Annotated in this window: 16 protein-coding genes and 1 pseudogene; 9 read left to right on the top strand and 8 right to left on the bottom strand. The window is 43.7% G+C overall.

The window, feature by feature from the left end; genetic code table 11:
• Positions 1-56: 56 nt before the first annotated feature.
• From NI469_RS08795 to NI469_RS08780, 4 genes are all read left to right on the top strand, one after another.
• The gene (locus NI469_RS08795; protein WP_253148093.1) at positions 57-419 is read left to right on the top strand and encodes a 5-carboxymethyl-2-hydroxymuconate Delta-isomerase; all 363 of its coding nucleotides are present in this window, start codon (positions 57-59) and stop codon (positions 417-419) included.
• A gap of 428 nt (positions 420-847) precedes the next feature.
• Positions 848-1,288, top strand: a complete 441-nt coding sequence (locus tag NI469_RS08790; protein ID WP_253174884.1) for a YybH family protein — start codon at positions 848-850, stop codon at positions 1,286-1,288.
• Positions 1,289-1,409: 121 nt separating this feature from the next.
• Positions 1,410-3,848 carry an AI-2E family transporter gene (locus NI469_RS08785; RefSeq protein ID WP_253174882.1) on the top strand — a complete coding sequence of 813 codons (2,439 nt, stop codon included), beginning with the start codon at positions 1,410-1,412 and terminating at the stop codon, positions 3,846-3,848.
• 3 nt (positions 3,849-3,851) lie between these two features.
• Positions 3,852-4,910: a DUF1176 domain-containing protein gene (locus NI469_RS08780; protein WP_253174880.1), complete on the top strand. Its 1,059-nt coding sequence runs from the start codon at positions 3,852-3,854 to the stop codon at positions 4,908-4,910.
• A 78-nt stretch (positions 4,911-4,988) separates the two neighbouring features.
• Here the strand turns inward: NI469_RS08780 and NI469_RS08775 are convergent, their stop codons facing one another.
• Positions 4,989-5,756 carry a hydroxymethylpyrimidine/phosphomethylpyrimidine kinase gene (locus NI469_RS08775; RefSeq protein ID WP_253174895.1) on the bottom strand — a complete coding sequence of 256 codons (768 nt, stop codon included), beginning with the start codon at positions 5,754-5,756 and terminating at the stop codon, positions 4,989-4,991.
• A 98-nt stretch (positions 5,757-5,854) separates the two neighbouring features.
• Here NI469_RS08775 and NI469_RS08770 point away from each other — a divergent pair, with 98 nt between their 5' ends.
• Complete coding sequence (locus NI469_RS08770; RefSeq protein ID WP_253174878.1) at positions 5,855-6,502, top strand: HAD-IA family hydrolase; 648 nt, start codon at positions 5,855-5,857, stop codon at positions 6,500-6,502.
• A gap of 148 nt (positions 6,503-6,650) precedes the next feature.
• Here the strand turns inward: NI469_RS08770 and NI469_RS08765 are convergent, their stop codons facing one another.
• Together NI469_RS08765 and NI469_RS08760 are read right to left on the bottom strand one after the other, a co-directional pair.
• Positions 6,651-7,166, bottom strand: a complete 516-nt coding sequence (locus NI469_RS08765; RefSeq protein ID WP_338149852.1) for a hypothetical protein — start codon at positions 7,164-7,166, stop codon at positions 6,651-6,653.
• Positions 7,167-7,190: 24 nt separating this feature from the next.
• A complete protein-coding gene (locus NI469_RS08760) occupies positions 7,191-7,799 on the bottom strand; it encodes a DUF805 domain-containing protein (RefSeq protein WP_253174876.1) in 609 nt (202 codons plus the stop codon).
• Between the two features lie 482 nt (positions 7,800-8,281).
• Here NI469_RS08760 and NI469_RS08755 point away from each other — a divergent pair, with 482 nt between their 5' ends.
• From NI469_RS08755 to NI469_RS08745, 3 genes are all read left to right on the top strand, one after another.
• Positions 8,282-9,523, top strand: a complete 1,242-nt coding sequence (locus NI469_RS08755) for a carbohydrate porin (RefSeq protein WP_253174875.1) — start codon at positions 8,282-8,284, stop codon at positions 9,521-9,523.
• A 170-nt stretch (positions 9,524-9,693) separates the two neighbouring features.
• Entirely contained in the window at positions 9,694-12,096 is a 2,403-nt protein-coding gene (locus tag NI469_RS08750) for a glucose/quinate/shikimate family membrane-bound PQQ-dependent dehydrogenase (protein ID WP_253174873.1), read from the top strand.
• A 391-nt stretch (positions 12,097-12,487) separates the two neighbouring features.
• Positions 12,488-14,662, top strand: coding sequence for a TonB-dependent receptor (locus NI469_RS08745; RefSeq protein WP_253174871.1), 2,175 nt, complete (start codon positions 12,488-12,490; stop codon positions 14,660-14,662).
• A 110-nt stretch (positions 14,663-14,772) separates the two neighbouring features.
• On the opposite strand, the pseudogene NI469_RS08740 reads toward NI469_RS08745, so the two are convergent.
• A pseudogene (locus tag NI469_RS08740) lies at positions 14,773-14,898 on the bottom strand (arsenical resistance protein ArsH); the annotation flags it as partial.
• A gap of 146 nt (positions 14,899-15,044) precedes the next feature.
• Here NI469_RS08740 and NI469_RS08735 point away from each other — a divergent pair.
• On the top strand, positions 15,045-15,458 hold the full coding sequence (locus NI469_RS08735) for a TM2 domain-containing protein (protein ID WP_005247913.1): 414 nt from the start codon (positions 15,045-15,047) through the stop codon (positions 15,456-15,458).
• A gap of 43 nt (positions 15,459-15,501) precedes the next feature.
• On the opposite strand, the gene NI469_RS08730 is transcribed toward NI469_RS08735, so the two are convergent.
• From NI469_RS08730 to NI469_RS08720, 4 genes are all read right to left on the bottom strand, one after another.
• Positions 15,502-16,113: a DUF805 domain-containing protein gene (locus NI469_RS08730; RefSeq protein ID WP_005247911.1), complete on the bottom strand. Its 612-nt coding sequence runs from the start codon at positions 16,111-16,113 to the stop codon at positions 15,502-15,504.
• Positions 16,114-16,299: 186 nt separating this feature from the next.
• On the bottom strand, positions 16,300-17,583 hold the full coding sequence (locus NI469_RS08725) for a ribonucleotide-diphosphate reductase subunit beta (RefSeq protein WP_253174869.1): 1,284 nt from the start codon (positions 17,581-17,583) through the stop codon (positions 16,300-16,302).
• A 140-nt stretch (positions 17,584-17,723) separates the two neighbouring features.
• A complete protein-coding gene (locus NI469_RS15875) occupies positions 17,724-17,852 on the bottom strand; it encodes a hypothetical protein (protein WP_276534087.1) in 129 nt (42 codons plus the stop codon).
• A gap of 167 nt (positions 17,853-18,019) precedes the next feature.
• A complete protein-coding gene (locus NI469_RS08720; protein ID WP_004732078.1) occupies positions 18,020-20,857 on the bottom strand; it encodes a ribonucleoside-diphosphate reductase subunit alpha in 2,838 nt (945 codons plus the stop codon).
• Between the last annotated feature and the right edge of the window lie 143 nt (positions 20,858-21,000).

Raw genomic sequence — 21,000 nt, 5'->3', positions numbered from 1 at the left:
GGGCTGATCATTTTCCTGCCGCTCTGATCCTCACGTTTCGATTTGAGATCCCTTTAATGCCGCACCTGCATCTGGAATATTCTGATAATCTGCAACATATCGAGATCAAATCCTTATTGGTCGCGAGCCATCAGGCACTTTTTAACGCCGGCTATGTCACCGATCCCAATGATTTAAAAAGTCGTGCGATTATGCAGCAGGATTATGTGATTGGACTGAATCTTGTTACAGATCAGGCCTATGTGCATGCCAAAGTTTCACTGTTGAGCGGGCGCAGTGTCGAAGTTCGTCAGGCGATTTCCGAATTGGTGCTCGACGTCATGCAGCAATATATTGCGCCACAGCCTGAATTAAAAATACAGCTTTGTGTCGAAATCATTGAAATGCCAAAGCAGACTTATCGTAAAGCCATTATTTGAATGATGGCTTTTATCTGTTGATATGACATGGATCAAATGCCTTAAAACTTTATCAATGCCATACGAAATTTATAAACAGATCGACTTGGGCTGTAACAGCTCGCTATCTTATTCAGATCTAAAATTATTTCTATTTTTAAATGACGCTTTATGTCATTTACAGGCATGCGATAAAAGTTCTAAAGTAACTTTTAATCGCTGCTGATTTTTGAATCATCCAATCTAGAAACGGCATATTCATCCTGATTGAAATAAAAATAATTTAAAAAAATAATCTTCAGGTGAGCTGAACCGAATCAGGCAGTGGGAAGAGCAAAGCGAGAATAACGCTTTAGCACAGGCAAAATAATAAGAACAAAAGATCAGAAATCCGGTGAGTTGATTGAATTCCTATTTCAGGTCTGACTTGTCCGGTTGAGGAAAATTTGATGCAGATTTTTGGGGATGAACAATTGGCTCGGGAAGTCATGGCATTTCTTCAGGAGTGGGACAATGCCATAGCCAGACTCGATATTCAGGATATTGTTCAATTATGCCGACCGGAGATTCGTCTGGTCGATGTCAGTATGGAAGTCAAAGGTGTTGAAGCCTATCAGGCACTCTGGCAACAATATCGAAGCTTTATGCCGGAAGGAATACGCATCGAACGCCAAGATATTAATATTCATGTCACTTCTGATCTGGCTGTAGTCGATGGTTATGTCCGGGTGAATTATGCGGTGATTGAACCGATTTTCCAGTTGGGCTGGTGTCGGGTCAGCATGTGCCTGAGCAAGCAGCAGGGCAAATGGCAATTGCTGCATCAACATACTTCAGTTCCTGTGCAACTCGAAACCCGGAAAATGCGCCGGATCAAAAGTGTGAGTTAATCCACTCACCTGAAAAGATTTAAGTGAAATATCTTTGCAAATGATTACAGGAATACCTTTGTAACAAAAATATAGAAAGTCCTAAATTATGTTGAAGGAATAATATTTTAGGACTTTTCAGGTGGATAACAACAAGAACAGTCAAGTAAAACCAAGACAGGCCAACCTGCAACAACAGACTGAAGTATTGATGCCGGATCAGTCCGAGCGGCAGCGCACCCAACATGCACTCAGAATGATGGCAGGCTTTGTAATTGCTGCTGTGGTCATGACGGCGTTGTATTTTGGTCGTGATATTTTTATTCCGCTGGCTCTGGCCATTCTGCTGGCATTTTTACTTTCTCCTCTGGTTTCTCGCTTAAAGCGCTGGGGCTGTCCCCAATGGGCGGCGATTGGCCTGGTCATGTGCCTGACCTTGTCATTTCTGGGCGGCACTGCAACTTATCTGGGAGTGCAACTCGGCAAGTTGAGTCAGGAACTGCCGCAATATCAGGACACCATCCAGCAGAAACTGAAAATGCTCGAAAACTATCGTCAGGGACCGAGTATGTGGGATGGTGCGATCCAGACCTTTGACACGGTAGAAAATTCGATAGACACCCCCGAACAGGAAACAGAAGACCCGAATGTGCAGAATGTCAAAGTGGTGGGCCTGGAACCAACGAGTGAAGAGGCTGCGCTGGACTGGTTGAATAAAATCCTGAATCCGCTGGCGATTATCGGGATTGTGTTTCTGTTTATGGTATTGATTTTATTCAATGGCAAAGATCTGCATGACCGCTTTCTGAAACTCTTGGGCGGTAATCTGAATATCGGCACCGATGCGCTGGATGATGCCGCCAAAAGTATCGGAACCTATTTGCGCATGCAGCTGCTGGTCAATGTTACTTATGGTATTCCCATGGCGATTGGGCTGTTATTGATTGGTGTGCCAGCAGCGATCATGTGGGGACTGGTCGCGGTGGTTATGCGTTTTGTGCCCTATGTTGGTCCGATCGTTTCAGCTATTTTCCCGATTACGCTGGCTTTCGCCGTTGATCCGGGCTGGGACATGGTGCTCTGGACTGTGGGCTTGATTCTGGTGCTGGAACTGATCAGCAATAACGTGATTGAACCGTGGCTCTATGGGGAAAGTACCGGCCTGTCTACCTTGGCAATTATTCTGGCTGCTACGTTCTGGACCACCCTCTGGGGACCGGTAGGGCTGATCTTGTCGACGCCTTTGACTGCCTGCCTGCTGGTTTTGTCCAATTATGTACCGGCACTGGGTTTTGTCAAAACCTTGCTTGGCAGTACGCCAGTATTGTCACCCTCCGAACGCTTTTACCAGCGACTGGTGGCTGATGAAGTCAATGATGCAATGCGGGTAGCCAATGATTACATCTGTGCGCAATTACCGAAAAAGCCCAGTGCAGAGGAAGTGGCCCGTCGTGTACAGATGTTCTATGGCGAAGTAGCCATTCCAGCCATTCGGATTTATTCTCAAGGGCATGATACTGATGTTACTGCCGAACACCGGTTGCGTCTTTATCAGGGCTTGCAGTTCTTTAATCATGCGTTTCAAAAAGCCTATCCGAGTAAGATGAGTGCCGAGCAGCCCGAAGTTTATTGTGTTGGTGCGCGTTGGGAAATTGACACCCAGATTTCTGCCATGTTGGCGCATGCCCTAAATCTCAAAAATATTGCTGCCCGAAATGATCTGGATGTGCTGATTCAATCGAGTGAATCAGGAAAGGGTATTGTATTACCAGCTTCGATCAAGATTTTATGTGTGTCTATTTTTCATCATGCGCCTGCGGCACAGATCCGGTTGCTGAAATATCGATTGGCACAGCAATATCCTGAACTGAAAATCATTTTTGCGACTTGGAGCGTGATGCAGCTGGAGCTTCTGGATGAACTGCAACAACGTTTTGAGCTGGAGGCACTGGTCAATAATGTCGATGATCTGATTCTGACTATCGAAACTTATACCTTGAATGAAGGGGAAAGCTGGTTTGAGAATCTGGAGATCAAGAATGAAAAAGAACGGCAGCAGGCTTTAAATGAATTGGGGTTATTGGATCATCGTCATCAGACCCTTTATAAACAATATATTGAAGAAGCCCGTCAAGCCTTTGACGTTGATTACGCACAAATTTCCTGGCTGAATCAGCATGAAATGTATATTCCAATCAGTCCTTTTACTCAGGAGCCTGTTGCAACCCGACAAATGTGCAAGGATTCAGTCTGCACCCATTTGCTCTATCAGAATGAGCCTTTGGTGATAGAAGACTTGCAGCGTGACCCGCGCTTTCCACATCTGTCAGAATTAAGACAGCATCATATCCGTTTCTATGCTGGTGTGCCTTTAAAAGATAAAAATGGAATTGCGCTTGGGAGTCTATGTCTGCTGGATAAACAACCGAGACAGATGCAGGCCGAAGATATGATTCTGCTTAAGGCTTTGGCACAGGATTTAATGGCGACTTTGAGCAACGAGCGTAAGAAAAAAGATAAACAGAAGCAGATTGAGCAGATGCAGCCAGCCACCTCGGCAAGCATTTTAAATAAGGACTAAATGATGAAACAAAAATGGATCTACAGCATCAAAATCATGAGTATCACATTTGGTCTAGCCAGTATCAGCTCATTAAGTCTAGCGGCCATGCAGGGACTGCATTTTTCACATAAAGACTGGGAAATTGCCTGTGATAATACCGGCACCTGCCGCGCTGCCGGTTATCAATCGGATCAAGATATTGATCAGCCGGTTTCGGTGCTACTAGAGCGTGCTGCGGGTGCAAACAGTAGTATCAAAGCCCAAGTCCAGATTTTACCCTTAGCTGCTGCCACACCTACACGACAGCTTCAGCTACAAATTGCCAGCACACCTTATGGTGTGATTGGTCTGAATCGGGAGGGAATAGGGCAACTCAGTACTGATCAAACGCGAGCCTTGCTAAAAGCTGTACAGGGAACAGCTCCGGTTGTATTTAAGAATACGCAATCACGCTGGAACCTGTCGACTTCCGGTGCCAGTGCCGTTTTACTCAAGATGGATGAATTTCAGCGTCGACTTTCTACGCCCTCAGCCTTGATCAGGCCGGGGAAAAAATCCAATCAGGCGGTGCTCAAAGCTGCAGCGATACCGAAAATTCAGATACCAAAATATCAGTCAGGCAAAGTCACTCAAGCAAAACTGAATACGGCAACAAGTCAGCAGATGATTCGAAAACTGCAAGCCACCACCAAGGAAGATCAATGTGATTTGCTGTTTAGCCAGCGTTTTCTGGATGATGGTGTTATGACCATTTATCCCATTAATGCCCAGAATCAACTGATTCAGATTCCATGCTGGCGTGGGGCTTATAATATGGGTAGTGGCTTCTGGCTGATGGATCGAAACAAGCAATTTAAACAGTTGGTGACGACCTCGGGAGAAACATTTAACCAAGGCCAGATATTTTCCGGGCATAAAGTGCGTGGTTTGGGCGATTGTCTGAGTCAGAACGAATGGGCCTGGAATGGCAAGAAATTTGTCAAAAGCTTCAGTGGTCTGACCGTACAATGCAAAGGCTTCGCCGGTGGTGCTTGGAATTTACCGACCTATGTAAGCAAAATCATTTATCAGGCCAAATAGTATTGTTTAAAAAATAGCAGTGATAAAAAAGCCTGAATGACTCAGGCTTTTTTAGTTTTGATTTTAAGAAGTGTGATCTTAAAAACGCTTTGGAATTCTCTGGCCATTTGGAACAGGAATTTCAGCATTTTTTAATACCCCAAATAACCAGGTTTCAGCATGCTGTACCGCAGTTTTCAACTGATCACCCATGGCCAGACGTCCGGCAATGAAACTGGCCAGTGAACAGCCTGAACCATGATATTCACCTGGCAGACGTGGACAGCGAGTTTCGTTGACCAGCTCACCTGCGATATATAGGCTGTTCTGAATGTAATCTGGCGTATCTTCATGGCCACCTTTGACCAAAACTGCCTGTGCACCCATTTCAAATAATTTTTGAGTGGCCAGTTTGAGGTCTTGCTCACCCGTCAGGGCGCGTAGTTCAACCGTGTTCGGCGTTAAGATAGCGGCTAATGGAATCAACTGGGTAAATGCTTTGACCAGCGTTTCTTGATTACCCAGCGAACCGCCACTATTCGCGACCAAAACCGGATCCAGCACATACAGATAATCTGGATGTGCAGCCAGAAACTCGGCCAGTGCTGCGATATTGTCTGTGGTGCCTAACATGCCAGATTTTACGCAACGAATGGGCAGGTCATTGACCACCGCATTGGCCTGTGCCAACAGCAATTCTCTGGAAGTGGCTTCGAAACCAAAAACCTGCTGTGAATTTTGAATAGTGAGGGCTGTGCAGGCAATTGCCGCATGTGCACCACTTTGACCAATGGCTTCAATATCTGCTTGAAGGCCGGCTCCACCTGAAGGGTCTAAACCGGAAAAGCAAAGTACGGTAGGGCGCAAAATGATGTCCTTCATTCACTAAAATTGCATTAGTATAGGCAAATTTGAATGAACTCTCGATATTAATTTATATCGGTACTAATGAGAGGGGATGGGCGGTGATTAAGAATATTTTAATTGATCTGGATGGGACATTAACCGATCCGAAAGTGGGGATTACGACGTCTGCACGCTATGGTCTGGAAAAGATCGGTCATCCGATTAGTGACGAGATCAATATCGACTGGATTATTGGTCCGCCCTTAAAAGCCTCGCTTGCCAAAATTTTAAATATTGAGGCCGATCATGTTCTGGCTGAACAGGCCTTGATGGGTTATCGGGAGCGCTTTGCAGTCAAGGGTCTCTATGAAAATCATGTTTTTGAGGGTGTAGCAGAAACGCTGGCAGAACTGAAACGCCGTGGTTATCGCTTGTTTGTCGCTACAGCAAAACCGACAGTGTATGCCAAACAGATTCTGGAACATTTTGATCTGGCCCAGTATTTTACCGACATTTATGGTAGTGAGTTGAATGGCGAGCGAACCAATAAAGCTGAGCTGATTCAGTATATTTTAGAGCAGCAAAAATTACAGGCCGATCAATGCCTGATGGTGGGTGACCGTGAGCATGACATTTTTGGTGCCCGTCAAAATGGTATTGATACTATTGCGGTAAATTATGGTTATGGTAGTCAGGAAGAGTTAGCACTGGCACAGCCTAAATATCAAATAGACCGCTTTAATCAGTTGCTAGATTATTTTAAATAAACCCTAATTTTTGCTTATTTTATTTGAGCTGATTTTTAGAGTTTTTTTGTCTATAAGCTGGTTCATCTATACAGATCGATTCTCTTATTAGATGGTTATCTCAATAAAAATCCCACAGCGTGCGGAATTTTTGCTCTTGGACGAACATTTAAAGCGTCAAAAACCAGGTCGATGCCAACACCACCATAATGATGATCACCAGTAAAATGTTGATGATCGTCATTCGATGTTGGGGTGGAACTTTGGCTTTGGTCAGTGCATTTCCTGCATGGTCAAACAGGATGACATTTTGCACGCTACTTTCATAACCGAGTTCGAGTAACGCGCGCTTTTCAACTTCGGTTAAACCGTCTTCAGGCAGATCCATAATTTGCAGCAGTGCTATAGAGCTAGATAGTTTCTTCATCATTGACGATGGTAACAGCCGTTTCAGCGTCACCGCGGCTGCATCAAAGTCGGCAATAATACTCCGCGGATGGGCATAGGGCACATCGGGTAGCAGGGTATGCGTAATCGTGCCATCTATATTCATCAGCTGCATTTTATCTTTATAGATTTGCACCCATACAGCATCTGGAAATTTCACTAATTGATCTTGCAGCATGGATAAAGTCTGATTTTGCTGATATTTAGTCATTAAATAATCGATAAACAAATCCCGCATCAAGACGGGATTTGTAAGGTTCGGTTATTTGGCAGGAGCACCATATTCATTGTTTTGTTGCCTGGTTTCAGTTGCCCACCACCAGATCAGTACCAGTATACCAATCACGGTAAGCGCCAGTAATTGCCACCAACCAGAGCGCCCTACATCATGCAAGCGACGCGCGCCAACGGCCAGACTTGGGACTAGAAGTGCCAGATTAAGCAGGCTATTCACCAGCGGTTTAGTGCCTAAAACTGTATCTATGACCTCAGCAATAATGCCTAAAATTACACAAAACAGCATAAAGAACCAAAATTCTTTACGGCGTGCACGGCCGGAAAAGTTTGCATAGTTGGTCAGACATTTTACAAACCAGTCAATGCTGCTGTAATTTTCCTCGGCCTGATCCAGATTGGAATATTTGCCGAGCTGAGTGGAAATTTTTTCTCCCAGATAAATAGAACTGCTTAAGGCTAAATAAACCTCAGAGGCTTCACCCGCGGTATTAACGATAAAATCGACCCGATCACCGCGTGAAGGTGGACGCTCACTACGCCAGTCTGCGCCATTAAAGCTATAGCGCTGATTATCATCCCCCGAGATAAAACCGGTATTGTGTTGAATAGAAAAATCAAGGATTGAACCTTTCATGCTTGTTCTCGTCTATTAAGCTAGATTATTGTTTTAAAGCGACGTAATTTCTTATCAGAATAACTTTAGCATAATCTAATTTTTAAAAAATCATAGTGGAATGACAGTAATTTTCTCATGTTTTTAAAAGCCTTATCGCAATAGTGATTCAGTATTCAATCAACAAAAAATGTAGCGTTGCATGATTTGAAATGAAGAACATTAAACATTAATGGCGCTGACTTATCGCTGAACCTGTTATAAGAAATTAAAGCTAAATCTATCTGATGAATATCAAATTTTTCTTTGGAACTATGGTTTGATGTTGTTAAATTTAATATGATGATAAACAGATACTTATAAATTTTAAATTTACAAAAAGCATATAATAATACTAATAAATATAACATTTTATTCATACTTTTTATCTATTAGTAACGATTTTTTAAAATCAACAGGCGTATAATAAAAAGCTTCATATTGTGATGAAGGTATCACATTCAATGTATCTCTCCCCATTATCGAAGGCCGTTTACCTTTGCTGTGCCTCTTTCATCTTAACCACGACCACTGTGCATGCTGAAGCTGCTTTCAGTTCGGAAAGCCAGTGGATGCTCGGTGACTGGAACGGGCAACGTACAGCACTCCAAAATCAGGGCTATGATTTCAGTTTTGGTTATACGGGTGAAATGGCAAGCTTGATTGATGCGCAAAGATCTTCAAGCCATAGAACTGAATATGCGGACCAGTTTGTTTTTGGGGCACATCTGGATCTGGCAAAAATTGCAGGCTGGCAAGATACCGAAGCGCAAATTACTGTCACCCAGCGTAATGGTCAGTCACTGTCTCAAAGCACTGCTGCTTTAAACGACCATCTGAGTTCAGTGCAAGAGGTCTGGGGCCGTGGTCAAACCTGGCGTCTGACTGATTTATGGATCAAGAAAAAATTCCTGGAACAAAAACTGGATGTGAAAGTCGGACGCTTTGGTGAGGGCGAAGACTTCAACAGTTTTGACTGCGATTTCCAGAATCTGGCCCTATGCGGTTCACAAGTCGGGAATTGGGTTGGCGATCAGTGGTACAACTGGCCGGTAAGCCAATGGGCTGCACGAGTCAAATATAACCTTAACCCTGAATTTTATGCCCAAGTCGGTGCTTATGAATACAACCCTGAGAATCTGGAACGTGGTAAAGGATTTAACCTGAGTACGGATGGTTCCAAAGGGGCAATGCTTCCTGCAGAAGTGGTTTGGGCGCCTAAACTGGGTGAACAGAAACTACCGGGTGAATACCGTGCCGGTTATTACTACAGTACAGCAGAGGCTGAAGTCATTTCCAATCCAGATCAAACCGATCATCACCATGGGGGCTGGATTGTTGCCAAGCAACAATTGACTGCACATCACGGAGATACTTCGCGTGGTTTGACCGGCTTTGTGAATGCGACAGTGCATGACTCCAAAACCAATAATGTCAGTGATATGCAAAATATCGGGCTGGTTTATAAGGGTGCAATGGATTCACGCCCTCAAGATGAAATCGCATTTGGTATTGCACGCATCAACATGAATGACGATGTCAGTGCTGACCGTCATCAAGAAATCGATGCAGAAATTTATTATGGCTTACATGCCACTAATTGGCTCACCATTCGCCCGAATGTGCAATATGTGCGTCACGTCGGTGCATATAAAGATGGTGAAAATGTCTGGGTGGGCGGAATCAAGTTTAATACGTCATTTTAAAATATAGTTTTTAGTTGCAAATACACTATTGAATCTCTAGGTGCTTTGTTGCAGTAATGGGCAATGCCTGCTTAAGACATTGATGTATTTATAACTCAGAATTTAACAATAAGGGTGCTCATGCCTGTCATGTGCATGGACTTTCAAAAAAACTTTTATAGGTGTTCAATATGAATACTTCATCATCAGGTTCAGTACTGAAAACGATTTTAGCGGTCATTGCCGCTGTTTTCGGTATAGGACTGCTGATTGGAGGGATTTATCTTGCAGTGCTGGGTGGGTCTTGGTACTACATCATTGCAGGTATTCTCTTTATTGCGACCGCAGTTCTCTTGTATAAACGAAAAAGTGCTGCACTCCTTGTTTATGCCATATTCGTTTTGGCGACAGTGGTGTGGGGGCTGTGGGAAGTCGGTTCAGATTTCTTTGCACTTGCGCCGCGTTTGGATATTTTAGGTCTGTTTGGTTTAGCGCTGCTTATTCCGGCGGTAACACGTGGCTTTGATCATGCTAAAACCGCGAAAATTGCCTTGGGTGCTTCATTAGCCATTACCATCGCTGTCATGATTTATGCTGTATTTAATGACCCGCAAGAAATTCGCGGTGAATTAAAATCCCAGCAGCCTGCAACTCACCAGCCAATTCCCGGTGTGGCAGATGAAGACTGGCCTGCTTATGGTCGTACCCAGTCCGGTTTACGGTATTCACCGTTAAAGCAGATTAATACTGAAAATGTCAAAGATTTGCAGGTGGCTTGGGAATATCACACGGGCGAATTCAAGACTGAAAATGACTCGGGTGAAACCACCAATCAGGTTACCCCAATCAAGGTGGGCGACAACATGTACATCTGTACCACTCACCAGAAATTGACTGCGCTTGATCCGGCAACAGGTAAGGCGAAATGGACCTATGATCCAAAGCTGAAAGCTGATCATACCTATCAGCATTTAACCTGTCGTGGCGTGTCTTATTATGATGTCAACAATACGGCTGGTTTTGAAAGCAGTCTCGCTGCGAAAAAAAGCAGCTCTGCTGAATGTCCACAAAAAGTCATTTTACCGGTCAATGATGGGCGTTTAGTGGCGGTCAATGCGACCACCGGTAAAGTCTGTTCTGATTTTGGTAAAAATGGCGAAGTCGATCTGCAAAAAGATATGCCATTCCCATATCCGGGCGGTTATATTCCAACCTCACCGCCTGTAGTAACCGGCACCACCATTATTATTGCGGGTTCAACTACCGACAACTATTCAACTGAAGAACCATCGGGTGTGATCCGTGGTTATGACGTGAATACCGGTGAACTGCTTTGGGTATTTGACACAGGCGCTGAAGATCCGAATTTGATTCCTGCACCGGGTCAAAAATTTGTACATAATTCACCTAATGCATGGGCACCTTTAGCCTATGATGCAGAGCTGGATATCGTCTACGTACCAACGGGTGTCGGTACACCGGATATTTACGGTGGTCATCGTACTGAACTGGACGAGCGTTATGCCAACTCGATGCTGGCCCTGAATGCGACGACTGGTAAGCTAGTATGGAACTTCCAGACTACCCATCATGATTTGTGGGATATGGACGTACCTTCACAGCCGACATTGACCGAGATTAAAGACAAAAGTGGCAATATGGTTCCAGCCATTTATGTCTTGACCAAAACTGGGAATGCTTTTGTGCTGGATCGTCGTAATGGTAAAGCGATTGTGCCGATTACCGAGAAACCGGTACCACAATCTGTGAAACGTGGACCCCAAACCAAAGGTGAGTTCTATTCTAAAACTCAACCGTTCTCTGATTTTAATCTGGCGCCACAAGATAAATTGACCGATAAACAGATGTGGGGTGCGACCATGTTCGACCAGTTGGTCTGCCGTGTTGCGTTCCACAAATTGAATTACGATGGCATTTATACCCCACCTTCTGAAAATGGGACGCTGGTCTTCCCGGGTAACCTGGGTGTGTTTGAATGGGGCGGTATGTCGGTGAATCCGGACCGTCAAATTGCACTGACCAACCCGATTGGCCTGCCATTTGTATCAAAACTGATTCCTCAAGATCCGAACCGTCCTAAGACGGCTAAAGGTGCAGGTACAGAAGCCGGCGTTCAACCGATGTATGGCGTGCCTTATGGCGTTGAAATCAGTGCGTTCCTGTCTCCGTTTGGATTGCCGTGTAAACAGCCGTCTTGGGGCTTTGTTGCAGGTGTGGACTTAAATACTCATGAAGTGGCCTGGAAACGCCGTATCGGTACCATTCGTGACAGTATGCCGGGCATTCCATTGCCACCATTCAAAATGGGTGTGCCGATGCTGGGTGGCCCTATTTCAACTGCGGGCAACGTGATGTTTGTGGGCGGAACTCAAGATAACTATATCCGTGCCATTAACGTGAACAACGGTGATGAGTTGTGGAAAGGCCGTCTACCTGCAGGTGGCCAGGCTACACCAATGACCTATGAAGCCAATGGAAAGCAGTATGTGGTCATTATGGCGGGTGGTCATGGTTCCTTTGGGACTAAAATGGGTGACTCTCTGGTGGCTTATGCCTTGCCAGACAATAAATAGTTGAATCTCTAATTAAGTATGAAGAAGCCTGATTCGTCAGGCTTTTTTATTATGTATTGTTGAATGCCTATATCCATTTTTAAGGACACAGAGAAATGATGTTGATTTGTTGCTGAAAGATCAATTTCATTCAGATCACATTAAAATAATATTCTTTGTATATGGCTGATTTTCAGTGCTATTCAGATAAAGGATTAATCAAGTCTGAATTTACCGAACACAGAATTTTAAGCTCAAAGTTTTTCTATCCATTGAGCGAACTATATGTCATCGAATCAGTACATTTATTTGGTATCGATGTTTAAAACAAAATGAATTGAATCATGAGATGTACGCCATCTCGATAAGGTATTTGCCGCATTAAACCACTTTCAAATAAGGCCTGTCATTTATGTATCAAAGCCCGAAACTTCCATTTGTGAGATCGACCTTGTCCTGCCTGATTGCTTGCGCAGGTCAGAATATTTATGCAGAAAATGACACACAAGAAGTCCAAAGGTTAGACACGATTGTCATTCAAGCGACCCGTACCGATCGGGAGCGATTGACCACACCGGCGTCAGTGTATTATCTGAATCAAGAACAAGATAACAGCATGAATGTGAACCTTTCGGAAACATTAAAAGGTGTTCCAGGATTACAGTTAAATAATCGTGAAAACTATGCCCAGGACCTGCAAATTTCGATGCGAGGCTTTGGCGCACGCTCCAGTTTCGGTGTGCGTGGTGTGCGTTTATATGTGGATGGAATCCCTGCAACGATGCCGGATGGGCAGGGACAAACCTCGAATATTGATTTGAACAGTCTGGACCATATTGAGGTTTTAGGTGGTGGATTTTCCTCGCTGTATGGCAACTCTTCCGGGGGGACGATTTTAACCACCACGCGAGAGGGGCAAGGCGCTGACTCAATTGAACTGGGGCATTCTGCAGGGAGCCAGAATAAAGGGCAGACCAAGCTGGTTTTGCAAGGCGGTTCAGAGAATGCTTCAGAGCCAAGCTATGTCATTAGCTCGTCTTATTTTGATACCAATGGTTACCGTGACCACAGCGGTGCACATAAAGTTCTGCATAATGCCAAGCTGACTTGGGATCTGGAAGATGGTTCTAAAATCAACTGGATGAATAACTACGTTAAAATTGCAGCGAATGATCCGGGCGGTTTAACCCGAGAACAGTGGAAGGTCAAACCCCGACAGGTCGCGACCAACGTCCTTCTTTATAATGCACGTAAAGAAATTGAGCAGTTGCAAACAGGTTTGACCTGGAATAAACCGATCAATGACCAGCATGAACTGTATGGCATGGCCTACTGGGGACAGCGCGCAGTCACGCAATATCAGTCGATTCCAAAGTGTGCATATGAAGAAAATACTGATATTTGTAAACCTAATACAGTTCAACTAGCCCGAAATCATCCCGGTGGTGTCATTGATTTTGACCGTAATTTTTATGGGACAGATTTACGCTGGACGGGTAAAGATATTCTACCAAATACTAAACTGATTGCAGGTGTCGCCGTAGATGCCATGACCGAAGACCGTAAAGGCTATCAAAACTTTTTAGGTGATCGCTTGGGAGTCAAAGGCGAACTGCGTCGAGATGAAGATAATACCCTGTGGAATTTAGATCCGTATTTGCAAGCTTCTTATCATTTTGCTCCCGATTGGACTTTAGATGCCGGCCTGCGCTATAGCAATGTGCATTTTAAATCAGAAGATCATTATATTACTGATGTGAATGGTGATAATTCAGGTAAAACCACTTATGATAAATTATTACCATCCATGGCCTTAAGCTGGCAGATTTTACCTGAGCTGATGACTTATGCCAGTTATGCACAAGGCTTTGAAACGCCCACCTTTACCGAAATGTCTTATCCTGCAAATACTGCAGAACACCGGAGCTTTAGTTTAAAAGCAGCAGAAAGTGAAACGTATGAGATGGGATTGAAATCTGCCAATACATTAGGTGATTTTACTGTTGCAGTTTTCCATACGACGACTCAGGATGACATTGTTTCTGCAGGTAATGACAATGGTCGCTCTACTTTCCGTAATGCGGATAAAACTTTAAGAGAAGGTATTGAACTCTCCTGGAATAAAAACCTATGGCGTGACCTCACTGCACAGGCCAGCTATAGCTATATTGATGCTACTTTTGATGCAGATATTCCTGAAATTTTAAATCAGAATGGCAGTATTGCAGTATCGAGAGTTGAATCAGGAAACTATATTCCGGGGATTGCCAAAAATCAGGCATTTTTAAGTTTGGGCTGGAAGCCTGAAAAAGGTCTACATGCAGGTCTGGATGTGCGTTACTCGGACAAGATTTATGTGAATGACTTGAATTCTGATGCTGCACCACGCTACACGGTTGCTGGCGCCAATGTGGGTTATCACTGGAAAATGCAGGATTGGGCGGTGAATACTTTTGCGCGTGTCGATAACCTGTTTGATAAAGATTATTCTGGTTCGGTGATTGTCAATGAAAGCAATAACCGTTTCTTTGAGCCGGCAGAAGGGCGGAACTGGAGCGCTGGTTTGAGTGTGACAAAAGAATTTTAATTGAAATGATTTAGGGCTGTTAAATTTTCAAAAAAACAAAATCCCGTTTCCTGAGCGGGATTTTTTAATATTTAAGTTTTGAAAAGTTGATCAGAGGATTTGAGATAAAACTAGATCTTTTGCTGATTCACCCGTTTCGATAGTTCCTCGGCACTTTCGACTCGTTTAGAATATCGATCGGTGAGATAAGCAGACTGATCACGGGTGAGGAGGGTGAACTTGTAAAGTTCCTCCATTTTCTATCTAATATTTGATTAGAATAAATATGAAGTAAGTAAATTGAAAATCTTTTTCTACGTTAATAATAACTTGAAATATAGTGTCTTTTTATAGTGTTATGTTTATAATTTAACCTGTAGATAACATGTAATAAGAGATAATAATGCAAGGGTCTATTTTAGATTATTCAGTGCAGCATAATACCGGTATTATTAGTGGAGATGATCAGAACCGTTATCAATTCATTGGTAGTGAGTGGAGAGGTCAGACTCTGCCAGCACGTGGACAGCGTGTAGATTTTGAGACATTAGGACAGGGGCAAGCGAAAGACGTTTATTTGTTGTCAGCTCCTAATCCTTTTACAAATCAAGTTGGACAAAAAAATCGAATTGTTGCGGCACTGCTTGCACTTTTCTTAGGTGGATTTGGTGTTCATAAATTTTATTTAGGTCGTATAGGCTGGGGAATTGTCTATCTGATTTTCTGCTGGACATTTATCCCAGCGATTGTCGCATTTATTGAGTTTATTATTTATTTATGTACTTCAGAAGAAGATTTTGCCCGAAAATATGGCTAAATGATGATTGAAAAAGGGCGATATCGCCCTTTTTTTGTCTGCTTTATTTAGCAGGTTGTCCCCATTCATTATTATTCTGTTTTGTTTCAGTGGCAAACCAAATAATCAGTAGAATAAATCCAATTAAGGGTACTAAGCCAATTAAATACCACCAACCAGATTTACCAATATCATGTAATCGGCGTATAGATACGGCAAGGGCTGGTATAAATAAAGCAAGAACAGTTAGCACATAAAATAAGAATTCAGAACCAAGTATTGCATCAAGAATTTGAGCAATAATTAATATAATAAATTGGGTGAGGGCAAAGAACCAAAACTCTTTACGACGTGCACGACCCGTGAAATTTGCATAGTTTTTTAGACATTTTACAAACCAATCAACTATATTGAAATTTTCTTCAGACTGATTTTGATTGGAAATCTTGTCTAAGTGAACTGATAAATTTTGAATAGTACTGTTTGCATTCCCAATTGCTAGATATACATCAATCGCTTGTCCTTCAGTATCAATTGCAAAATCTACTTTGTCTCCGCTTGCCGGGGGACGCTGACCACGCCAGTCAGAACCTTTAAAGTTATAGCGATTTTGATCATCCCCACTAATCACACCAGCATTATGCTGGATAGAATAATCTAAAATAACCCCTTTCATTTTTGTCCTCTTTCTTTGTGTTTAATTTTTAAATTATTTTTAATTTCATATGGATAATAGCATATTTGCATGCCTGTTTTTATATGATTATTACTATGATTGGTCAGATTTTTTTATGCATTGAATTACACTGAATTGTATATAAAAAAATCCCGCTACAGGAGCGGGATTTTTTTAATCTTCTAATTACCAGCTTAACGCACCACCAGTTTGGTAATCTGTTACACGCGTCTCGAAGAAATTCTTCTCTTTACGCAAGTCCATCATCTCTGACATCCACTGGAACGGGTTGTTCACACCAGCAAATTGCTCAGGCAAGCCTAACTGCGCCAGACGACGGTTAGCAATAAACTTCAGGTATTCTTCCATCATGCCAGCATTCATGCCGAGTACACCGCGTGGCATAGTGTCACGTGCATATTCGATTTCCAGCATCGTACCTTCAAGAATCATCTGAATGATTTCTTCCTGGAATTCAGTGGTCCATAGACCCGGGTTTTCGATCTTGATCTGGTTGATCATATCGATACCAAAGTTCAGGTGCATTGACTCATCACGCAGAATGTACTGGAACTGCTCTGCAACACCATTCATCTTGTTACGACGGCCCATCGACAGGATCTGGCTGAAACCGCAATAGAAGAAGATACCTTCAAGGACACAGTAGAATGCGATCAGGTTGCGAAGCAGGATCTGGTCATTTTCAGGTGTACCAGTTTTGAAAGTAGGATCACTTAAAGACTGGGTATATTTCAGGCCCCACGCCGCTTTACGTGCAACACTTGGTACTTCGCGGTACATGTTGAAGACTTCGCCTTCATCCATGCCTAACGACTCGATACAGTATTGGTAAGCATGCGTGTGAATCGCTTCTTCAAACGCCTGACGCAAGATGTACTGACGGCATTCAGGGTTGGTAATATGACGATAAATCGCCAACACCAAGTTATTTGCTACCAGTGAATCGGCAGTCGAGAAGAAACCAAGTGAACGCATTACGATGGTACGTTCATCTTCAGTCAAGCCATTTTCAGACTTCCACAGCGCGATGTCGTGGTTCATGTTGACTTCTTGCGGCATCCAGTGGTTTGCACATCCGTCCAGATACTTCTGCCAAGCCCATTCGTATTTGAATGGAACAAGCTGGTTCAAGTCAGCACGACAGTTGATCATCGCCTTGTCATCAACCTGTACGCGTTGCGCACCCATTTCAAGCTCTTCAAGGCCTGGAGCAACATCAAGTTGCTCTAGGGAAGCAGATGCTCTTGCCAGCGAATCGGTTGGATTTGATCCTCGGTTTTGAGTGGCTCTAAGGGGTTGTGCAGCTGCCACATCCGGCGATGCGTTGCCTGCATCAGATACCATCTGTGAATTAGTCGCTTTTTGCGGCTTGACGGGCGCAGGCTGCTGTTCAGGTGCAGCCGGTTTTTGCGAATCATCTTCGAAATCGTCCCAACTTAGGATAGACATATCAATTCTCTCTACGTTGCTTTATATCTTTTATGAGACATTCAGCTTGGCTGAGATGTCTTACTATACGCTTAATTTGTGTAAGCAAAATTAAGTTTTGTCGATGAATGCTCGAGTTTTATACAGCAGCACCATCCCCACTACTTATTTTGCTTACGCTGCTGGCGAACTTTGAACCAGAAATAAGCAATCGGTAAATAAAAGGTAATACCAAAGGAAATCAGCAATACCGCAAGTCCTAACATGTAGTTATGAGTCATTGGAGGCATGGTATTTTTCCTTTTTATAATTTAATGGCAGAGGTTATGCCCCTTATGGGGCATAACTTAATTACACTATTTTAATTTTTAACATCAACACTAAAAACGCAATCGAGGAAATTAGTGCAGAAAACGCATAAATCAAGTTAGATAATTCTGCCATTTGTGAAGTTCCATTATTGGCAAGCTTCACAATCAGGGTTGTCAATCGAACATGCCATTGGCACTGGCGCCGCTTGAGCAAAACCTTCTTCCTCTGCAGGAGCTTCAGGTTTTTGCGCTTCAACGACAGGAGCTGCTGCTACAACAGGAGCTGCAACAGTTGCAGGTTTAACTGCGTTCAATGCGCCAGTGTTAATTGTAGATTTCTCAGCAGAAGTCGCACCCAATGCACGTAGGTAATAAGTCGTCTTAAGACCACGTAACCAGGCCATCTTGTAAGTGATGTCCAGTTTCTTACCGTTTGCACCAGCGATGTAAAGGTTAAGAGACTGCGCCTGGTCGATCCATTTTTGACGACGTGATGCAGCATCCACGATCCAGCGTGTATCAACTTCAAATGCAGTCGCGAAGATGGCTTTAAGCTCTTCAGGAATACGGGAAATCTTCTGCACAGAACCTTCGAAATGTTTCAGGTCGTTGACCATGACTGCATCCCAAAGGCCACGTTCTTTCAACGCACGTACCAGGTACGGGTTAATCACGGTGAATTCGCCAGACAGGTTTGATTTCACATACAAGTTCTGGAAGGTTGGCTCAATAGATTGAGACACACCACAGATGTTTGAAATCGTAGCAGTTGGCGCAATTGCCATCACATTCGAGTTACGCATACCGTCTTTTTGAACTTTGGCACGTAAAGTATCCCAGTCCAGACGTTGTGTACGGTCCACTTCGAACATGCGTTCTGGACGAGTTTTCGCAACCAGGTCAAGCGAGTCGATTGGCAGGATACCTTGATCCCACAATGAACCCTTGAATGTTTCGTAAGTACCACGTTCAACAGCCAAATCGCTAGATGTTGAAATCGCGTAGTACGAAATCACTTCCATCGATTCATCAGCAAATTCAACCGCAGCATCAGAACCATAGGCCAGATTCATTTCGTATAACGCATCCTGGAAGCCCATGATACCCATACCAACCGGACGGTGTTTCAGGTTCGAGTTGCGCGCTTGCGGAACAGCGTAGTAGTTGATGTCGATCACGTTGTCGAGCATACGAACCGCAGTTTTAACGGTACGTGCCAGTTTTTCGCGATCAAGTACACCGCCTTGAACGTGTTGTACCAGGTTGATTGAACCCAGGTTACATACCGCGATTTCTTCTTTGCTGGTGTTCAAAGTGATTTCTGTACACAGGTTAGAAGAGTGAACCACGCCTACGTGTTGTTGTGGTGAACGCAGGTTACATACGTCTTTGAATGTGATCCACGGGTGACCTGTTTCAAACAGCATAGACAGCATTTTGCGCCACAAATCTTTTGCACGGATTTTCTTGTGCAACATGTTTGTTTCTTTGGCAATTGCTTCGTAATGCGCATAACGCTCAGCGAATTCTGCACCAGTCAAATCATGCAGATCAGGCGTTTCAGAAGGCGTGAACAGTGTCCATTCAGCATCTTCGAATACACGTTGCATGAACAGGTCAGGAACCCAGTTCGCAGTGTTCATGTCATGGGTACGACGACGGTCATCACCAGTGTTCTTACGCAGTTCAAGGAATTCTTCGATGTCCAGGTGCCAGGTTTCAAGGTATGCACATACTGCACCTTTACGCTTACCGCCTTGGTTCACTGCAACAGCCGTATCATTCGCTACTTTAAGGAATGGAACAACACCTTGAGATTTACCGTTAGTCCCTTTGATGTATGAGTTCAAAGCACGAACTGGTGTCCAGTCATTACCTAAACCGCCTGCCCATTTAGATAGCATTGCGTTATCACGCATCGCGCCATAAATGTCATACAGGTCATCATCAATCGTAGTCAAGTAGCAGCTAGACAATTGTGGACGTAACGTACCTGAGTTAAACAGGGTAGGCGTCGAAGCCATGTAGTCGAAGCTAGACAATAAGTTATAGAACTCAATCGCGCGCTCTTCACGGTTTTCTTCATTGAGCGACAAGCCCATAGAAACACGCATAAAGAACAATTGCGGAAGTTCGAAACGTACGCCATCTGAATGGATGAAGTAACGGTCAAATAATGTTTGCAGACCTAGGTAAGTAAATTGGTTAGAGCGTTCCGGTTGAATCGCAGCAGCCAGTTTCGCCAGGTCAAAGTTCAACAATTCTGGAGAAAGCAGCTCAAGCTCAATCCCTTTTTTCAGGTAAGTTTCCAGCGCATCGCCTTCAACTGTATCTACAGGTAGACCCAGGAATTTCAAACCAGTCGCAACCAGGTCATCACGCAACAAACGTGCAGTCACATATGTATAGTTAGGCTCTTGTTCAATACGGGTACGGGTCGCCATCATCATCGTGGTCGAGATGTCAGACTCTTTTACGCCGTTGTACAAGTTTTTCACGGTCTCATCGACAATCGCTTGTACATCAATGCCTTCAAGGCCTTCGGCTGCTTTAGTAACATGCGCAGTTAAAGCACTTAAATCCAGTGGCTTGAGTTTGCCTTCAGCATCGGTAATTTGCAGGGTCGGGTGATGATGTGCGCCCAACTGTTTACGTGCTTCAGAACGTTGTTCACGGTAAATGACATAAGAGCGTGCAACTTTCTGTTCGCCCGTACGCATTAGCGCAAGTTCAACTTGGTCTTGAATTTCTTCAATATGAATCGTTCCGCCAGAAGGTAAACGACGTTTAAAGGTATTTAATACCATTTCCGTCAGTTGCTCGATACGATCATGGATCCGGCTCGAGTCAGCGCTTTGTTGGCCTTCAACCGCCAAAAACGCTTTACCAATTGCGACAGAAATTTTTTCTGCATCAAAAGCGGCAACATCACCGGTGCGTTTAATCACCTGAAGTTGACCAGGAGTTGAAGTGATTACGCTCATTTAGCATAGCTCCATTGTCATCTATTTTTATGTTTATGGACCGTTTGAACTGGGCAAATTTTATGCCACAGTATTTGAGGAATAAACACAAGACCTAGTGGTTTTAAAATTAATTGCACACAAGATACGGGAAAATTTAGGGT

It is taken from the genome of Acinetobacter lwoffii (assembly GCF_024129735.1).
Classification (GTDB): Bacteria; Pseudomonadota; Gammaproteobacteria; order Pseudomonadales; family Moraxellaceae; genus Acinetobacter; species Acinetobacter lwoffii_H.
This window is presented reverse-complemented; position numbering and strand designations above follow the sequence as displayed.

Coding starts and splice junctions, on each gene's coding strand:
- NI469_RS08795 (WP_253148093.1), top strand. CDS start 57: ATGCCGCACCTGCATCTGGAATATTCTGATAATCTGCAACATATCGAG.
- NI469_RS08790 (WP_253174884.1), top strand. CDS start 848: ATGCAGATTTTTGGGGATGAACAATTGGCTCGGGAAGTCATGGCATTT.
- NI469_RS08780 (WP_253174880.1), top strand. CDS start 3,852: ATGAAACAAAAATGGATCTACAGCATCAAAATCATGAGTATCACATTT.
- NI469_RS08765 (WP_338149852.1), bottom strand. CDS start 7,166: ATGCGGGATTTGTTTATCGATTATTTAATGACTAAATATCAGCAAAAT.
- NI469_RS08760 (WP_253174876.1), bottom strand. CDS start 7,799: ATGAAAGGTTCAATCCTTGATTTTTCTATTCAACACAATACCGGTTTT.
- NI469_RS08755 (WP_253174875.1), top strand. CDS start 8,282: ATGTATCTCTCCCCATTATCGAAGGCCGTTTACCTTTGCTGTGCCTCT.
- NI469_RS08750 (WP_253174873.1), top strand. CDS start 9,694: ATGAATACTTCATCATCAGGTTCAGTACTGAAAACGATTTTAGCGGTC.
- NI469_RS08745 (WP_253174871.1), top strand. CDS start 12,488: ATGTATCAAAGCCCGAAACTTCCATTTGTGAGATCGACCTTGTCCTGC.
- NI469_RS08735 (WP_005247913.1), top strand. CDS start 15,045: ATGCAAGGGTCTATTTTAGATTATTCAGTGCAGCATAATACCGGTATT.
- NI469_RS08730 (WP_005247911.1), bottom strand. CDS start 16,113: ATGAAAGGGGTTATTTTAGATTATTCTATCCAGCATAATGCTGGTGTG.
- NI469_RS08725 (WP_253174869.1), bottom strand. CDS start 17,583: ATGTCTATCCTAAGTTGGGACGATTTCGAAGATGATTCGCAAAAACCG.
- NI469_RS15875 (WP_276534087.1), bottom strand. CDS start 17,852: ATGCCTCCAATGACTCATAACTACATGTTAGGACTTGCGGTATTGCTG.
- NI469_RS08720 (WP_004732078.1), bottom strand. CDS start 20,857: ATGAGCGTAATCACTTCAACTCCTGGTCAACTTCAGGTGATTAAACGC.